We start from the raw sequence: 16395 nt of genomic DNA on the forward strand, positions 1-16395 counted from the left end.
TAACGACAGACGCCTCTCGGTGGGACGACCGTCTCCACGTTCTGACGTTTTGGTCTGCCCCTCGAACTGGCGTGTCGATGCGCGGTCGGCAGACTAGGCGCAAGAGCGGTGCCAATAAGGTCTGCGTGTGCAAGTAATTGAATTGGATGACGTTTCAGTTCGGGTCCGGCAGGAGTTCGTCGACGTGTTTTACGAAATGTCGTCAATGCACGCTATCTCGTAAGTTCGTCCGGGCCTTCTCGATCCGGTATGTACGGTCAGGCTTGGAAGGCTTTTGCTCGGACGAAGATTCCGCGTATTCTGGAAAACGTGATTTCAACCAAACCGGGCTGGAGGCCGAACAGCTCCCATCCATGTCCAGAACCTCTACCGACCTGCATATCGATCAGCTCCTCAGGATCATCGCGGAAGGTACCGCCGAGGTCACCGGCGACGATTTCATGCGCTCGCTGGTGCGCCATCTGGCCGAAGCCCTGGACGTCAAGTACGCGTTCGTGGCCGAGTTCACCGAGGTGAAAACCCGCGTCGGAACGCTCGCGTTCTGGGCCGACGGCGAGTTTCTCGAAAACTTCGAATACGATCTGCCGGGCACGCCCTGCGAAGCGGTTCTGGCCGGGGAAATGCGTCTTTACAAGGCGGGCGTCCAGGATCTTTTTCCGTCTCACCGGGAGGAACTGGCCGCCATCGGCGCCGAGAGTTATCTCGCGATTCCGCTCGCGGACAGGGCGGGCGAGGTGATGGGCCATCTGGCCCTGATCGACGTCAAACCCATGAGCGGAGACCCGTCCGAGCTTTCCGTGTTAAGAATCTTCGCCGCACGGGCCGGGGCTGAGCTGGAGCGCATGCGGGCGGAAGAACTGCTCAGGCGCAGCGAGGAGCGGCTGGGTTCCATCCTGGCCTCGGCCATGGACGCCATTGTCACCATCGATGAGAGCCGCCGCATCACTTTGTTCAACAACGCCGCCGAGCGGATTTTCGGATGCTCGAAGATCTGGGCGCAGGGCCAGCCGTTCGACCGTTTCCTGTCCAAGGGTTTCCGGAACCTCCTGGAACGCCATCTTCGGGAGAGCACGGGAGAGAGCGCGAAACCGCAACCGGTGTGGGCGCCGGAGGGATTGACCGCGTTGCGCGCCAATCGGGAGGAGTTTCCCATTGAGGCCACCCTGTCCCCCCTGGAACTGGGCGGCAAGCGGTACTACACCTTCATACTTCGGGACGTCGACGAGCGCCGGAAGATCGAAGCGGAACTCCATCGCCTGCAAACCGAAAACGTTTTTCTGCAAGAAGAAATCAGCGCGCCGTACCGCTTCGAGGAAATGATCGGCGGATCGCCGGCGATGCGCAGCCTGTTTTCCGATGTCGAACAGGTGGCCGGCACCGATTCCACGGTGCTCATCATAGGCGAAACCGGCACCGGCAAGGAGCGGATCGCCCATGCCATCCACAATCTCAGCCCGCGCAAGGACCGGCTTCTGGTCAAGCTTAATTGCGCCGCGTTGCCCGCCGAATTGATCGAAAGCGAGCTGTTCGGCCACGAGAAAGGCGCGTTCACCGGCGCGACCGCGCAGCGCAAGGGGCGGTTCGAAATGGCCGACCGGGGCACGCTGTTCCTGGACGAGGTTGGCGAGCTGAGTCTGCCGGCCCAGGCCAAATTGCTTCGGGTGCTTCAGGAACGGGAGTTCGAGCGGATCGGCGGCGGACAGACGATCCGGGTCGACGTCCGGGTCATCGCCGCCACCAACCGCAATCTGGCGGACGCGGTCAAAGCCGGCGAATTCCGCGTCGACCTTTACTACCGGCTGGACGTGTTTCCCCTGCGGGTACCGCCGCTCCGGGAGCGGCGCGAGGACATCGCCATCCTCGCCGATCATTTCCTCCGCCAATTCGCCCGCAAGCTCGGCAAGCCTCTTGCCGGCATCGCACCGGAATCGTTGCGGACGCTGGAACGCTATACCTGGCCCGGCAACGTCCGGGAACTGCAAAACATCATCGAGCGGGCTGCCGTGCTCGCGAAAACGCCGCTGGTCGGCATCGACCTCAAGCTGGACGATGCCTCTCCCGACCCGCCGCAGTCGGAAGCCTCGGAGCTGCTACTGGAGGCCGTCGAGCGCGGCCATCTGCTGAAGGTCCTGGAAGAGTCCCGCTGGATCATCGAAGGCAGAACCGGCGCCGCCGCGAAATTGGGCCTTACGCCCAGCACGCTCCGTTACCGGATGCAAAAGCTGGGGATAAGGCGGCCGAAGCAGGTTTGAGCGGGGGGCACGGAAGGCGGGTTACGCTCCGCTAACCCGTCCTTGTGGCTTTCCTGAACATAAGTAAACATAAAGTTTTGTAGGGCGGGTTAGCGTACTCGCGTAACCCGCCTTCCGAGATTCGATCCTTATTCCAAATCCCAAGCCCGAATATCAATCGGAGCCGCCCATTCCAAGGAATACTGCCCCAACCGAACGAATCGGTGAAAGCTCGAATGCGGCCAATCGGCGGCGCGTCGCACCCAGCCGTGCTTGACCGGGTTGTAGTGGATGTAGTCGAGATGGGCGTCGAAATCGCCTTGATCCCGGATGGCATGTTCCCAAAACCGCCGCTGCCAGATACCGCGTTCGCGTTTCATCTCCCTTCGGGTCGATAGCCGTTCCCCCGGCGCAATGGCACGCGCGAAGGCCGACTTGATCAAGCGCCAGCGAGTCGGAAAATCGGCGTCATTGGGCGGCAAGGTCCAAAGGCAATGTAAATGATCGGGGAGTATGACGATGGCCTCGATCCGGAATGGTCGTTGGCTGCGCACGGTGCGAAAGGCTTCGCGTAATGCGTCGATGTTGTCGGTGAGCAAGCGACGGCGACGTTCCAGCAACGCTACGGTAAAGAAGTATGAACCGCCGGGGACATGGGCGCGGATGTAGTTGGGCATAGGGAAAGTGTGGCCGATGTCTCGGTTTCGCGAAAGGCGGGTTACGCTCCGCTAACCCGCCCTACAAAACTGGCGGAAGGGTGCCGGGCAGGACAGGCCAAGCCAAGCCAGCATTGAATCCAGAGCGCACGGATGTGGCAGGCTTCCGCCATCCATGGCTTCTGGACCCCGGCATTCCAATCGCAAACGGTGTCTTCGGGAGCACCGAAGCCACCCTTCCTTGCCGGGGTGACGTCATCCATCTTCGCTAAATGGCATTGCCTTACAATCCCCCTCCCACAAATACCCGTGGCCGCCCACAATTATTAGTGGCTCCAATGCTCGCCAGTTTCTCGCCATTGCCCGCATGGCATCGATAACCGTTTGTTATTTAGCCCCTTTTTTGTCCTGAGCTACCGATGGCGCGAGGGCTGCTATAAAACATGTCGCGAGTCGGTCTCGCGCGGAAAGCACTTTTAAACCCCTTATTAAGGATCATGACAAATTCCGCATCTGTCGTTTCTTCCACTTTAGGTGCCGTCATTCCGCTGAGCCGCACCGCGACTGATGCTCCGTAACGCTGTCGAATAGCTAGACGTTCGTTGATAGGGAGAAAAACCATGAACTCGACTGCGAACACGAAAAAGCGCCTGCTGGAAGGCCAGCGCGCCATCGTCACCGGCGGCAACACCGGCATCGGGGCGGCCATCGTCGAGGGTTTGGCCGAAGCCGGAGCCAGAGTGGTGGTGGATTATGTGGCCGAACCCGACAAGGCCGAGGCACTGGTGCAACGCATCCTGGATAACGGCGGCGAAGCCGTCGCCGTCGAGTCCGACGTGAGCCGAGAGGAACAGGTGCGGGCCGTGTTCGGCGCCGCTCTGGAAGCTTTCGGGGGCGTGGACATCCTGGTGAACAACGCCGGCTTGCAGAGGGACGCGCCCTTGACCGAAATGAGCCTGGACGACTGGGAAACGGTAATCCGCGTCAACCTGACCGGGCAGTTTCTGTGCGCGAGGGAAGCTGCGCGGGAATTCATCCGCCGGGGCGTGAATCCGGAGCTTTCGGTCTCCGCCGGCAAGATCATCTGCATGTCCTCGGTGCATGATGTGATTCCCTGGGCCGGCCACGTCAACTACGCGGCCTCCAAAGGGGGTGTCGCGATGCTGATGAAAACCCTGGCCCAGGAACTGGCGGTCCACAAGATCCGGGTCAACGGCATTTCGCCGGGCGCCATCAAGACCTGCATCAACTACGACGCCTGGATGACTCCGGAACGGGAAGCCAGGCTGCTGGAGCTGATTCCCTACGGACGGGTCGGACACACCCGCGACATCGCCAAGGCGGCGGTCTGGCTGGCCTCGGACGAGTCGGACTACGTCACCGGGGCCACCCTGTACGTGGACGGCGGGATGACGCTGTACCCCGGTTTCGAGGACGGAGGCTGACAGTTGCGTATGATGACTTTTGATGCGGCTTTCCCTGGAAAGCCCCCGAACGTAGCTCTGCTTTGGCGGGTTACGGCGCACGCGAAGCGCAGTGATCGGTGGTTGGCCGGCTCCGGTGTGCGCCTAACCCGCCCTACGAAATTGCGGACCGAATCGGGAGGGGGAAGCATGAACCGGTACGCGCGAGTTGGATGTCCGCTCTTATCAAATAATCCCGAAGCTCGAAAAACGCCTGGACGCGCTTTTTCAGGCCCATTCCGTTCAAGAGGTCGATCGCGATGCTGATCAATAAACCCTCCGATATTAAGCCCTCGGAAATCACCCCGCGCGAGCTGTTTTACGGCCGAAGGCGGTTTCTGCAACTCGCGGCCGGAGCCTCGGCCCTGGCTCTACTGCCGCCGGGTCTCGCCGCCGGACAGAAGCTGCCGGAGGTCCGGAAGAGCGATTACGTGCTCGCGGACAAGACCACGCCTTACGAGGACATCACCCGCTACAACAATTTCTACGAATTCGGCACCGACAAGGAGTCCCCCGCGAAACTGGCCGGGAGCCTGAAAACCCGTCCCTGGACGGTGGCGGTGGAAGGCGAAGTCCGCAAGCCCAAGACTTACGATATCGACGAGCTGCTGAAACTGGCCCCGCTGGAAGAGCGCGTCTATCGGCTGCGCTGCGTCGAAGCCTGGTCCATGGTGGTGCCTTGGGCCGGCTTTCCTTTGGCGGAACTGATCAAGCGCGTGGAACCCACCGGCAACGCCAAATTCGTGGAGTTCACGACCTTGCTGGACCCCGCGCAGATGCCCGGCCAGCGCTCGGCGGTGCTGGACTGGCCGTATGTCGAGGGGCTGCGCATGGACGAGGCCGCGCACCCCTTGACCCTCCTTGCGGTGGGGCTTTACGGTGAGGTCCTGCCCAACCAGAACGGCGCGCCGATACGGCTGGTGGTGCCCTGGAAGTATGGCTTCAAGAGTGCCAAGTCCATCGTGCGCATCCGCTTCGTGGAAAAGCAGCCGGTCTCCACCTGGATGAAGGCGGGCGCGAGGGAATACGGCTTTTACGCCAACGTGAATCCGGAGGTCGACCACCCCCGCTGGAGCCAGGCCAAGGAACGCCGCATCGGCGAATTCTTCAAGCGTCCCACCTTGCCTTTCAACGGTTATGGCGATCAGGTGGCGCAGTTATATGCGGGGATGGATTTGCGTAAGTTTTTTTAGGGCAGCTCTGAACCCGTGGATTCCGTTCATGCCCTTCGACAGGCTCAGGGCAGGCTCAGGAGAGCGTTCGACAAGCCTGTCCTGAGCCCAGTCGAAGGGCCTGTCCTGAGTGAAGCCGAAGGGCTCGCCACGAATGGAATCAATACGTTACCGTTCGTCCTGAGCCTGTCGAAGGACTTAATCAGAGCATCCTTAAGGTATGTTGGGTTTGGGATGGAATGTTTGTCCCCCCACTGGTTGAAAAAGTACGCAATGCTCCGCTTTTTTCGACGTCCGTTACGTAAGTTCGATGAACCTCGTAAGGCGGGTTACGCGAGTACGCTAACCCGCCCTACATCGCTCTTTGCCGACAAAGGCGTCGGGAAGGGTCGCGATTAAAGCGACGGTTTGCGATTGGAAGGGTCGCGGCTAAAGCGACCGTTTGCGATTGGAAGGGATTCCCGACCTACCCAAGCTTCTCAGGTTTTCTTAATTGGACGTCATGAATATTCGAAATCCCCATCCCAAGACGATAGCCGCCCTCAAGCGAGGACTCTTCCTGATCTTATCGATCCCCCTGTTCAAGCTGATCGCCGACGGCGTGCTCGATCAGTTGGGGGCGAATCCGATCGAGAAAATCACCCGGACCACGGGGTACTGGACCTTGACCCTGCTGCTGGTCACCTTGGCGGTGACGCCGCTCCGGCGGTTTTTCGGGTGGTCCTGGCCGGGGCGTTTCCGGCGGATGCTGGGGCTGTTCGCTTTTTTCTACGGATGCCTTCATTTCCTCACCTACCTGGTTCTGGACCAGTTCTTCGATTGGGCCGGCATCGTCAAGGACATCGCCAAGCGGCCGTACATCACCGTGGGATTCACCGCCTTCCTTCTGCTCGTTCCCCTCGCCGTCACCTCGACCGACGGGATGATCCGCCGTCTCGGCGGGAAGCGCTGGCGAGTGCTGCACCGACTGGTTTATCCGATCGCCATTCTCGGTGTCGTTCATTTCTGGTGGCTGGTCAAGAAAGATATCTCGAGGCCCGCCATCGATGCCGCGATCTTGGCCTTGTTGCTGGGTTTTCGGATGATTGACGCGGTCCGGAAACAAGTTTCCGGGGCTCGATCGGAGGAGAAGCGGAAGTCATCGAATATCGACGGACCGAGTTCGAGTCGGCATCCGCCGGGCCTATCGGTCTTGGACGGAAATGCCCATTCCGAGACTACGCCGTAGACCTGCCTCTCGTCCGTTCGGGTAGCCGAATCCCTTCGTTTTCGGCTTCTTCATCCGCATGTCGGATTTTTCTTCGCTTGACAGCGTCTTAGCTGGAACGCACCCTTTCGGTGAAAGGTGTCGCATCGATTAAATTTCCCACTCTTCTCCGGAAACATTACCGTGTCGCTCGAAATTTCCATGTTTGCCATCGGCAAGATTCAGCGCGTCGTTTCTCGAAAGCCGAGAGCCGCGCGATGATACGGTTCGAGAAGCAGCGCACCCCGGTGGCCGATGCCGCCATCGTGCTCGGCGTCGCATTCGGCTTCGTGAGCGACATCATGACTCCGTTCGGCATCGCTGCATGGGCCGTCTACTTCTTCCCGCTCGCTTTCAGTCTCTATGTTCGGCGTCCGCGGATGCCGATCGCCGTAGCCGTCGTCGCAACGGTCTTGATCGTCGCCGGCCGGCTTCTCTCCCCGCCTTCCATAGATCCCTTGCCGACCATACCGTGGTTGAACAGAACCCTCGGCACGCTGGCGATCTGGGTGATGGCGGTGGTCGCTCGGCAGAGCATCCTGGTGAAACTCCAGCTCAAGGAAGACGACTGGGTCCGTTCCGGGCAGCGGGATCTGAGCCTGCGCATGCAGGGCGAGCAGGCGTTCGAAGTGCTTTGCGACAAAATCCTGCGCTTTTTTTGCGAATATCTCGAAGTGCCCGTGGGCGTACTCTATGCCGCCGAGCATGACGGCGGCGAACTGGTGCGCATGGCGTCGTACGCGATCGGGCCGGATTCGGCTTGTCCGGACCGTATCAAGCCGGGCGAGGGACTGGTCGGCCAGGCGGTCAAGGACCAGCGGGTTTTGCGTTTCGACGGCGTGCCCGACGGGTATCTTCGGGTTTCGTCGGCGCTCGGGGGAGCAGACCCCGTGCACCTCGTGGTAATGCCGGCGGTCATCGACGGCAAGGTCAAGGCGGTGGTCGAGCTCGGATTCATCCATCCGGTGGGCATCTCGGACATGGATCTCCTCAGCACGATGGCCGAGCCGGTGGCCAGCGCGATTCGCTCGTCACTGTACCGCACCCGGCTCGAGGACCTCCTCCGGAAAACGCAGCGGCAGGCCGACGAACTGCAGAGGCAAAAGGAAGAGCTGAAAGTGGCCAACGAGGAGCTCGAGAGCCAGAGCAAGGCGCTGTCCGAGTCGGAGGCTCGTCTCGAGGCGCAGAACGAGGAGCTGACCGACATCAACGCCCGGCTCGAGGAACAGCGCGACGAGCTGTCGCGAGCTCAGGCGGAGCTGATGACGCGCTCGGAGGATCTCGCCCGAGCCAACCAATACAAGTCGGAATTCCTGGCGAACATGAGCCATGAGCTGCGCACCCCGCTCAACAGCACGCTCATTCTTGCCAAGCTCCTCGCCGACAACAGGGACGGCAATCTGACCCCGGAGCAGGTCAAGTACGCATCGATCATCTACTCGTCGGGCAACGACCTGCTCGACCTGATCAACGATATTCTCGATCTCTCCAGGATCGAGGCGGGCCGCATGGAGATACGGCCGGAGCCGGTTCAACTCGAGACCTTGGTGGAGACGCTCCAGCGAAGCTTTCAACCGGTGGCCTCGCAGAAGAAGCTCGCATTCGAAGCTCGCCTAGAGCCCGGGACGGCAAGGGTGATCACTAGCGATCCGCTCCGTCTCCAGCAGATTCTGAGAAACCTGCTCTCGAACGCCTGCAAGTTCACCGAGGCGGGCGAGGTCGGCCTGCGCGTGGAGCAAGTCGGACCGGACCGGATCAGCTTTGCCGTCCGCGACACCGGTATCGGCATTCCGCCCGAGCACCAGGACGCCATATTCGAGGCATTCCGCCAAGCCGACGGGAGTACCCAGCGACGGCACGGGGGCACCGGGTTGGGTTTGACGATTTCAAGGGAACTCGCACACCGATTGGGCGGCGAAATCTCGGTGGAGAGCGTTCCCGGTAAAGGAAGCACCTTTACGCTCGTTCTGCCTACCGAGTTCGCACAGCAAACCGGCGAGGAGCGGCCTCCCGAAGCGGAGGTGATTTTCCTGAATAAGGCCCGTCCGGCGGCCGAGCGTTCCGCCCCGAGCGTGGAAAGAGTCTCCGCGGACCCGACCGGAGAGCCGGCGCAGGACGACCGCGAGCGTCTCGCGCCGGGCGATCGGAGCATTCTGATCATCGAGGACGACCGGGCGTTTGCCGGCATCTTGCGCGATCTCGCGCACGAAATGCGTTTCCAGTGCCTGATCGCGGCGAGTGCCGGCGAGGGCCTCGCGCTCGCGGAGCAATTCCTGCCCAGCGCGATCATTCTCGATATCCACCTTCCGGACCATTCGGGGCTCAGCGTGCTCGAGAGCCTCAAGGGCCATGCCGCGACCCGCCATATCCCGGTGCACGTCATCTCGATTTCCGACTATACCCAGCAAGCCCTCGAAATGGGCGCGGTCGGGTACGCGCTCAAGCCGGTCATGCGCGAGCAGCTCGTGAGCGCTTTCCGCAAGCTGGAGCGGAAGCTGGAACAGAACGTCCGCCGCGTTTTGGTGGTCGAGGACGTCGTGGTCCAGCGCGAGAGCATAGAGCGGCTTCTCCGCACCGAGGGGGTCGAGGTCGTTTCGGTCGGGACCGGCAGCGAGGCGCTGAGCCAGCTGAAGGACTCGACCTTCGACTGCGTGGTCCTCGACCTCAGCCTGCCGGACATCTCGGGTTACGAACTGCTCGACAAAATGGCTTCCGGCGAGGCCTTCTCGTTCCCGCCCGTCATCGTTTACACCGGGCGGACGCTGACGCGGGAGGAGGAGAGCCGGCTGCGCCGCTATGCCAGCACCATCATCGTCAAGGGCGCGCGATCGCCCGAGCGCTTGCTGGACGAGGTGACGCTCTTTCTCCACCAGGTGGAGGCCCAGCTTCCCCGAGAGCATCAGGAGATTCTGCGCGAGCTGCGCAACCGCGAGGAAGCGCTCGAAGGCCGCAACATCCTGGTGGTCGAGGACGACGTGCGCAATATCTTCGCGATTTCCAGCGTGCTCGAGCCGAAAGGCGCCAAGGTGCGCATCGCCCGCAACGGCAGGGAAGCGCTCGAGGTCCTCGAGCGTTCCGCGCAGGAGCCCGATGCCGCGGTCGATCTGGTTCTCATGGACATCATGATGCCCGAGATGGACGGCCTCACCGCAACGCGGGAGATCCGCAAGCGCCCGGAATGGAAGAATCTCCCGATCATCGCGCTCACCGCAAAGGCGATGCCCGACGACCGCGCGATATGCCTTCAAGCGGGCGCCAACGATTACATCGCGAAGCCAATCGATATCGATAAGCTGATTTCGCTCATCAAGGTCTGGATCCCCAAGTAGAGGATGCTTTGCACGACGACACTTTCGACACGGAGCTCAAGTTAATCCTCGAGGCGATTTACCTCAGGTTTCACTATGACTTTCGCCATTATTCGCCGGCATCGCTGAAGCGCCGGCTTTCCCAGGCGATGCAGCGGTTCGGCTGTCGATCGCTGTCGGGGCTCCAGGAGCGAATCCTGCATGAGCCCGGCGTCTTTCCGGAGCTTTTGTCGTTTCTCACCATCATAGTGAGCGAGATGTTTCGCGATCCCGCGTTTTATCTGGCGCTGCGCGAAAAAGTGGTCCCTTTTCTGCAAACTTATCCGTCCCTGAAGATTTGGGTCGCGGGTTGCAGCACCGGCGAAGAGGTTTATTCCCTCGCCATCTTGCTGAAAGAGGAGGAACTGCTCGACCGAAGCCTGATTTATGCGACGGACATCAATCCGGAAGCGCTGCGGAAGGCCAAGGCGGGCATCTACGATCTGGATCGGATTGCGGGGTTCAGCGAAGCCTACCAGGCTGCGGGCGGACGTACGTCGCTCTCCGATTATTACACCGCGGCCTACGGTTCGGCCGTGTTCGACAAAGCTCTGCGCAAGAACATCTTGTTTTCCGACCACAGCCTCGCGACCGACAATGTTTTCGCCGAGGTTCAGCTCGTCACCTGCCGCAACGTCCTCATCTACTTCGACCGCGCGTTGCAGGACCGGGCGATAGGGCTGTTTCGGGATTCGTTGTCCCGGAAGGGATTTTTGGCCCTGGGGGCCAAGGAGACGCTGCGGTTCTCGGATCACGCTGTGGAATTCAGCGAGTTCGCGGGCGCCGAAAGAATCTATCAGAAGGAATGAAACACAATATGGAATCATGGACGATGCCGGCCACAGTGGAGGCGATCGTGGTGGGCGGTTCCGCCGGGGCGCTGGAAGCGCTCTCGACTCTGCTCGCCGATTTGCCCGACGACTTCACCGTACCCATCGTTATCGTTCTGCATTTGCCGCGGCACAAGCCCAGCGTGCTGCCCGAAGTTCTCGCGGCCAAGGCCGGCCGCCCGGTACGGGAACCACTGGACAAGGAACCGGTCTCAAGTTCGATGATCTATGTTGCTCCGGCCGACTACCACCTGCTGATCGATCGGGAGGTGGTTTTTGCCTTCTCGGTAGACGAGCCGGTAAATTTCAGTTTACCCTCCATCGATGTTCTGTTCGAATCCGCGGCCGATGTCTTCGGCGCGCGGCTGATCGGAGTCCTGCTCTCCGGCGCCAATGCCGACGGTGCGAGCGGTCTCAAGGCCATCGAGGACGCAGGCGGGCTCGCCATCGTCCAGGCTCCGGAAGACGCCTCGATTCCGGTCATGCCGAACGCCGCCATTGCCCTGTGCAAGCATGCCCGCGTGCTGCCGGCCGCGGGCATTCGCGCATATCTGCTCCGGTCGGCGGGGTGCGGTGAAGCAACTGAGCGTAAGGAAAATCATGACCGCTAAACCGAAAATCCTGTTGGTCGATGATCGCGAGGAGAATCTCGTGGCGCTGGCGGGCCTTTTAAGCGGGCATGAGGCCGATCTGCTATGCGCGCGTTCCGGCGAGGAGGCATTGGATTTTCTGCTCGTGCACGAGGTGGCGCTGGCGCTCGTCGATGTGCAGATGCCGGGAATGGACGGGTTCGAGCTGGCCGAATTGATGCGAGGAACCGAGCGCACCCGCGAGGTCCCCATCATTTTCGTCACCGCCGGCATTCACGACCATGCCCGCGTATTCAAGGGTTACGACTCGGGGGCCGTGGATTTCCTGTTCAAGCCGCTGGACCCGCACATCCTGTCGAGCAAAGTCGCCGTCTTCATGCAGCTCTACCGGCAGAAGCAGGAACTGGCGAAACGCGTGCGCGAGCTTGAAGTTGCGCTCGCCGAACGGAAGCGGATCGAGAATGCGCTGAAGGCAGCCGACAGGCGCAAGAACGAATTCCTGGCCATGCTCGGCCATGAGCTTCGGAATCCGTTGGCGCCGATCAAGAATGCCGCGCAAATCATGAAAAAAATGAACGTATCGGATCCGAAGCTTCAAACGGTTCAGCAGGTTATCGACCGTCAGACCGGGCATTTGGCTCGCCTGGTAGAGGATCTCCTCGATATCTCTCGGATCGAGCAGGGCAAGATCACCATCCGGAAGGAACCGATCGAGCTCGCAGCGGTAGTCGATCAGGCCTTGGAAAGCACCCGGCCCTTGATTCAGTCGCGTCAGCACGAATTGATCGTTTCGGTCCCGAATGTTCCCATTCGGCTCATGGGGGACGGAGCGCGTCTGGCGCAACTGATCTCCAATCTGCTGAACAACGCCGCCAAATACACGCCCACGGGAGGGACCATTTGGCTGACTGTGACTCGGGAGCGCGAAGAAGCTCTAATCCGAGTAAAGGATAACGGGGAAGGCATGGCGGAATCGCTGTTATCCCATGTTTTCGATATCTTCACTCAGTCCGAGAGAACCCTCGATCGCGCTCAGGGCGGGCTGGGGCTAGGTCTGGCCATCGTCAAGAACCTGGTGGAGTTGCACCAGGGGCGAATCGAGGCCTACAGCGAAGGACCGGGGAAGGGGAGCGAGTTCTCGGTGTGGCTGCCGGTGCTGGCTTGAGACTCTGTGGAACGGTTCACGACGACGACCGTCCAGGCCATCGCGGCGAAGGTTTCGACGAAATCCGGGGGAAGCCCGAAGATCAATTCTGTCTAATCTCGAAACCTTTTTATCGTTTCGGGTTAGCCAGGAGGAACGCGTCATGGCCGATACACCAATCAATCCCGCCTCGGAAAAGCAATCCGTCGCCTTGATAACCGGCACGTCCTCGGGCATCGGGCGGGCGGCCGCCCTGGCTCTTAGGGCAGCCGGATTCATGACCGTCGCGACCGCGCGCCGGGTCGCCGATATCGAGGAGTTGAAAGCGAAGGGCTGCGAGACGGTTCAGCTCGACGTGACCGACGAAGCTTCGATGCAAAATGCCGTAAAAACCGTCGAGAGCGCTCACGGACGCCTCGACGTACTGGTGAACAATGCGGGATACGGGCAGTACGGGCCTGTCGAAGAGGTGCCCATGGATGCCGTGCGGCGGCAATTCGAGGTCAATGTTTTCGGCCTCGTCCGTATGTGCCAGCTGGTACTGCCGGGAATGCGCCGCGCGGGCAGGGGCCGCATCATCAATGTCAGCTCCGTCGCCGGCGAAATCACCCAGCCGGGTGCCGGTTTCTACCATGCGACAAAACACGCGGTGGAGGCGATCAACGAAACCCTACGCATGGAGGCGAGCACCTTCGGCATCGATGTGGTGGACGTCCAGCCAGGACCGGTCGCGACCCGGTTCGCCGAAGCGGCGATCAGCACCATTCCCGACACGGGAGCGGACAGTCCCTACCGAGTGTTCAAACAGAACCTTGCCGAGACCACGAGGGAAATGCTCAGGTTCGGCAGGACGGGGGTGCTGACGGCCCGGGAGGTTGCCGAGGTCATCGTCGAGGCGGCGACAAGCCCGAAGCCGGACACCCGCTATCACGTCGGCGCGCCTTCCAAGCTGATGTCCCTGCTGCACGGCTTGATGCCGGACCGGATCTGGGATGCGGCGGTTTCGCGGATGGTGCCGATGGAACCGAAGTAGCGCGATGCCCGCTCGTGTTTTAGCTCCTCACCCCTTTGAGGGCGGAGTTCGGTAGCGCCGGTCAGTCGCATTCCGGCACCGGCTGGCCGTCGACCACCGTGATCCGTGGACTATAAACCCATCAGAGAGATGATCGGCGCATTGCCGCGCCTGTCGGTGAGCTATATCAACCGTTCGAAGGAGAATCGAAAAAGGCGATGTGCAAAAACTCATCCGCGCGCCGGGCCCCGGCTACGAGCCTATCCCAGTAGGCCGTTCGCCCTGAGCCCTTCGACTCCGCTCAGGACAGGCCTGTCGAAGGGTTTTGGGCACCTACTGGGATAGGCTCTAATACTACAGCCGCATTTATTTAGGTCTAACAAGCATGGTAATCGACTGAGGAGACTGCCATGCAAGACTCGATACGACAGTGGGACGCGGAGCTGACCGCACTGCATGCGCGGATTGGCTCGCGTTTTCGGCGGGCGGAACCGCGGCAACGCGCGTTGGGGTATCTGCGTGGGCTGTTAAGTCCGGTCGCGCGCAAGAACGGCTGGCAGCTGGCGGAGCACTTGGGGGAGCGGACCCCGGATGGCGTCCAGCGGCTGTTGAATGGCGCTGAGTGGGATGCCGATCGGGTACGGGATGACCTGAGGGCTTACGTGGTGGAGCGGTTGGCCGATCCAGAGGCGGTGTTAGTGGTGGACGAGACGGGTTTTTTGAAGAAAGGCACGCACTCGGTCGGAGTCAAGCGCCAATACAGTGGCACGGCCGGCCGCATCGAGAACAGCCAGGTCGGCGTTTTTCTCGCTTATGCCAGTGTGCACGGGGCGGCTTTTCTCGATCGGGCACTGTACCTGCCCAAGGAGTGGGCCGCCGCCCCCCATCGCCGCGCCGAGGCGCACGTGCCTGAAGGGGTGACGTTTCGCACCAAGCCTGGGTTAGCGTTGGAGATGATCGAACGCGCGTTGGACGCCGGTGTGCCGTGCCGCTGGGTGACCGGTGATGAGGTGTATGGGGGCGATCGGCGGCTGCGGTTTTGGCTGGAGCAACGGCGCCAGCCGTTTGTGCTGGGGGTGGCCTGTAACGTGCCGTTGTGGCGTGATGGTCCGGTGTATCGGCCGGCGCAGGAACTCGCCGCCGAACTACCCGCTTCGGCGTGGCAGCGGCACTCGGCCGGAGACGGTGCCAAGGGGCCACGGGAGTACGACTGGGCGTGGCAGCCTTTGTGGCGGTGGCAACCGACCGCTGAGGAGCGGGCCTGGGGCCATTGGCTGGTGGTGCGCCGGAGTCTTGAGGATCCGAGCAAGCTGGCGTATTACGTAGCGTTTGCCCCGCGGGAGGGCACGACGCTGGAGACCCTGATTCAGGTCGCCGGGCGACGGTGGACCATTGAAGTGGGCTTCGAGAGGGCCAAGCAGGACTGTGGGTTGGACGAGTATGAGGGACGGACGTGGGACGCCTGGCATCGGCATATCACCTTGGCGCTGCTGGCCCAGGCGTTCTTGGTGGCTATGAGCACCCAAGCGAAAAAAGGGGCACTGAGGCCGGCTTGATCCCATTTACTGCCCCGGAAGTCCGCCGCTTGCTGGTCCACGTGCTCTGGACCCGGCGTCCCGAGGCGGCGCATGTGCTGGCCTGGTCACTCTGGCGGCGCCGTCATCAGTGGCGCGCCAGGCAGTGCCATTACCGACGCCGCTGTCGTGGTCGTCCACCATAACTGCGACTGTAGTACTAAGTCCACTTCTCCAGCCAGTGCCGTAGGCTGGGTTGAGGAACGAAACCCAGCTCTTTGACATGTGGATTCGCTGGGTTTTTGCTATCGCTGCAACCCAGCCTACGGCCCTACATCCCGGAGTAGCCCATGCTCTCGCCCAAGGAACTCCGCACCGAGATCATCGCCGCCGTCGCCTTCTCCGTCGACGTGCACAAAGCCGTTGAGATCCGCCGCGACCGTCGAATCGAGGCTGAGCCACAAGCCGGCCGAGGCACCGCTCACGCGGGAGGAAGGAAACGCCCGCATCCTGACCGAATGGAACGGGCGGAATGTGAAAGAGCTGATGGCCCGGTACGGCCTGAGCCGGTCGGCGGTATATGCCATCGTGGGAAAGTAAAGCGCGGCATTGACGCCATTTCGGTTCCGAGGCTACTCTCGCGCAGCCGCCGCAAGTCCGGCAGGAATATTTCTCAGGTCAGACATCTCTTGAGTTGAATGACCACTATAACCGCCGACACCCACACCCAATCGGTTACCAAGACCGATCTGGAAACCGCCCTGGCCCCCATTCGCACTGATTTGGCCGTGCTCAAGTGGATGATGGGCGTACTGCTGGCCGGGGTCCTCTCGCTGGTCCTCAAAGCCTTCTTTTAACTCGCCCCTGCGGATCGCCCAGTTTCGATTCCCCCAATCGGGAGCGCTACGCTTTCCGTAAGTGACCGTATCCGCCACGCTAAATATCAAAAAGCCAAAGCCTGCCCCGTTTTTTAAATGCCCCGTTTTTTGACCCGTTTTTCCTTCCAGGCGGGGAGAAGTGCCTGGCAGGCGGGCGGGCGGCGCCGTTGACACCTAATACCGCTCACGCCCATCATGGGAACTCAACAGTGGACAGGGGAGGTTGTTATGGTGCACAAAGTATCTAGGACAAGCACGACTCGGTGTCTCGCAGTCGAAATCAATCTATCGCGACACAATTTGCCGATGTTG

Annotated in this window: 13 protein-coding genes; 12 read left to right on the forward strand and 1 reads right to left on the reverse strand. The window is 61.2% G+C overall.

The features are described from left to right. Positions 1 to 353 precede the first annotated feature (353 nt). A complete protein-coding gene (locus ACR2R1_RS17355; protein WP_434111155.1) occupies positions 354 to 2252 on the forward strand; it encodes a sigma 54-interacting transcriptional regulator in 1899 nt (632 codons plus the stop codon). Positions 2253 to 2380: 128 nt separating this feature from the next. Here the strand turns inward: ACR2R1_RS17355 and ACR2R1_RS17360 are convergent, their stop codons facing one another. After that, on the reverse strand, positions 2381 to 2908 hold the full coding sequence (locus ACR2R1_RS17360) for an REP-associated tyrosine transposase (RefSeq protein WP_434111157.1): 528 nt from the start codon (positions 2906 to 2908) through the stop codon (positions 2381 to 2383). Between the two features lie 599 nt (positions 2909 to 3507). On the opposite strand from ACR2R1_RS17360, the gene ACR2R1_RS17365 reads away from it, so the two are divergent. The 11 genes from ACR2R1_RS17365 to ACR2R1_RS17415 all read left to right on the forward strand — a co-directional run bounded on the left by ACR2R1_RS17365 (position 3508) and on the right by ACR2R1_RS17415 (position 16062). Beyond that, on the forward strand, positions 3508 to 4332 hold the full coding sequence (locus tag ACR2R1_RS17365) for an SDR family oxidoreductase (RefSeq protein ID WP_434111159.1): 825 nt from the start codon (positions 3508 to 3510) through the stop codon (positions 4330 to 4332). A gap of 278 nt (positions 4333 to 4610) precedes the next feature. Beyond that, entirely contained in the window at positions 4611 to 5543 is a 933-nt protein-coding gene (msrP, locus tag ACR2R1_RS17370) for a protein-methionine-sulfoxide reductase catalytic subunit MsrP (protein ID WP_434111162.1), read from the forward strand. 481 nt (positions 5544 to 6024) lie between these two features. Next, positions 6025 to 6750, forward strand: a complete 726-nt coding sequence (locus ACR2R1_RS17375; RefSeq protein WP_434111164.1) for a sulfite oxidase heme-binding subunit YedZ — start codon at positions 6025 to 6027, stop codon at positions 6748 to 6750. A 236-nt stretch (positions 6751 to 6986) separates the two neighbouring features. Then, a complete protein-coding gene (locus ACR2R1_RS17380; protein WP_434111166.1) occupies positions 6987 to 10097 on the forward strand; it encodes a response regulator in 3111 nt (1036 codons plus the stop codon). An 8-nt stretch (positions 10098 to 10105) separates the two neighbouring features. Beyond that, entirely contained in the window at positions 10106 to 10924 is an 819-nt protein-coding gene (locus tag ACR2R1_RS17385; RefSeq protein WP_434111168.1) for a CheR family methyltransferase, read from the forward strand. Between the two features lie 8 nt (positions 10925 to 10932). Beyond that, positions 10933 to 11556 carry a chemotaxis protein CheB gene (locus tag ACR2R1_RS17390; RefSeq protein WP_434111170.1) on the forward strand — a complete coding sequence of 208 codons (624 nt, stop codon included), beginning with the start codon at positions 10933 to 10935 and terminating at the stop codon, positions 11554 to 11556. Then, a complete protein-coding gene (locus ACR2R1_RS17395) occupies positions 11546 to 12700 on the forward strand; it encodes a sensor histidine kinase (RefSeq protein WP_434111172.1) in 1155 nt (384 codons plus the stop codon). Before ACR2R1_RS17390 ends, ACR2R1_RS17395 begins: the two co-directional genes overlap by 11 nt. Positions 12701 to 12842: 142 nt before the next feature. After that, a complete protein-coding gene (locus ACR2R1_RS17400) occupies positions 12843 to 13712 on the forward strand; it encodes an oxidoreductase (protein WP_434111174.1) in 870 nt (289 codons plus the stop codon). A gap of 389 nt (positions 13713 to 14101) precedes the next feature. After that, positions 14102 to 15247, forward strand: coding sequence for an IS701 family transposase (locus ACR2R1_RS17405; protein WP_434110624.1), 1146 nt, complete (start codon positions 14102 to 14104; stop codon positions 15245 to 15247). A gap of 381 nt (positions 15248 to 15628) precedes the next feature. Continuing rightward, entirely contained in the window at positions 15629 to 15805 is a 177-nt protein-coding gene (locus ACR2R1_RS17410; RefSeq protein ID WP_434111176.1) for a Mor transcription activator family protein, read from the forward strand. 98 nt (positions 15806 to 15903) lie between these two features. Continuing rightward, complete coding sequence (locus ACR2R1_RS17415; protein ID WP_208110268.1) at positions 15904 to 16062, forward strand: hypothetical protein; 159 nt, start codon at positions 15904 to 15906, stop codon at positions 16060 to 16062. Positions 16063 to 16395: the final 333 nt, after the last annotated feature.

This window comes from Methylocaldum sp. GT1TLB (assembly GCF_051027445.1).
In the GTDB taxonomy this organism is placed as follows: Bacteria; Pseudomonadota; Gammaproteobacteria; order Methylococcales; family Methylococcaceae; genus Methylocaldum.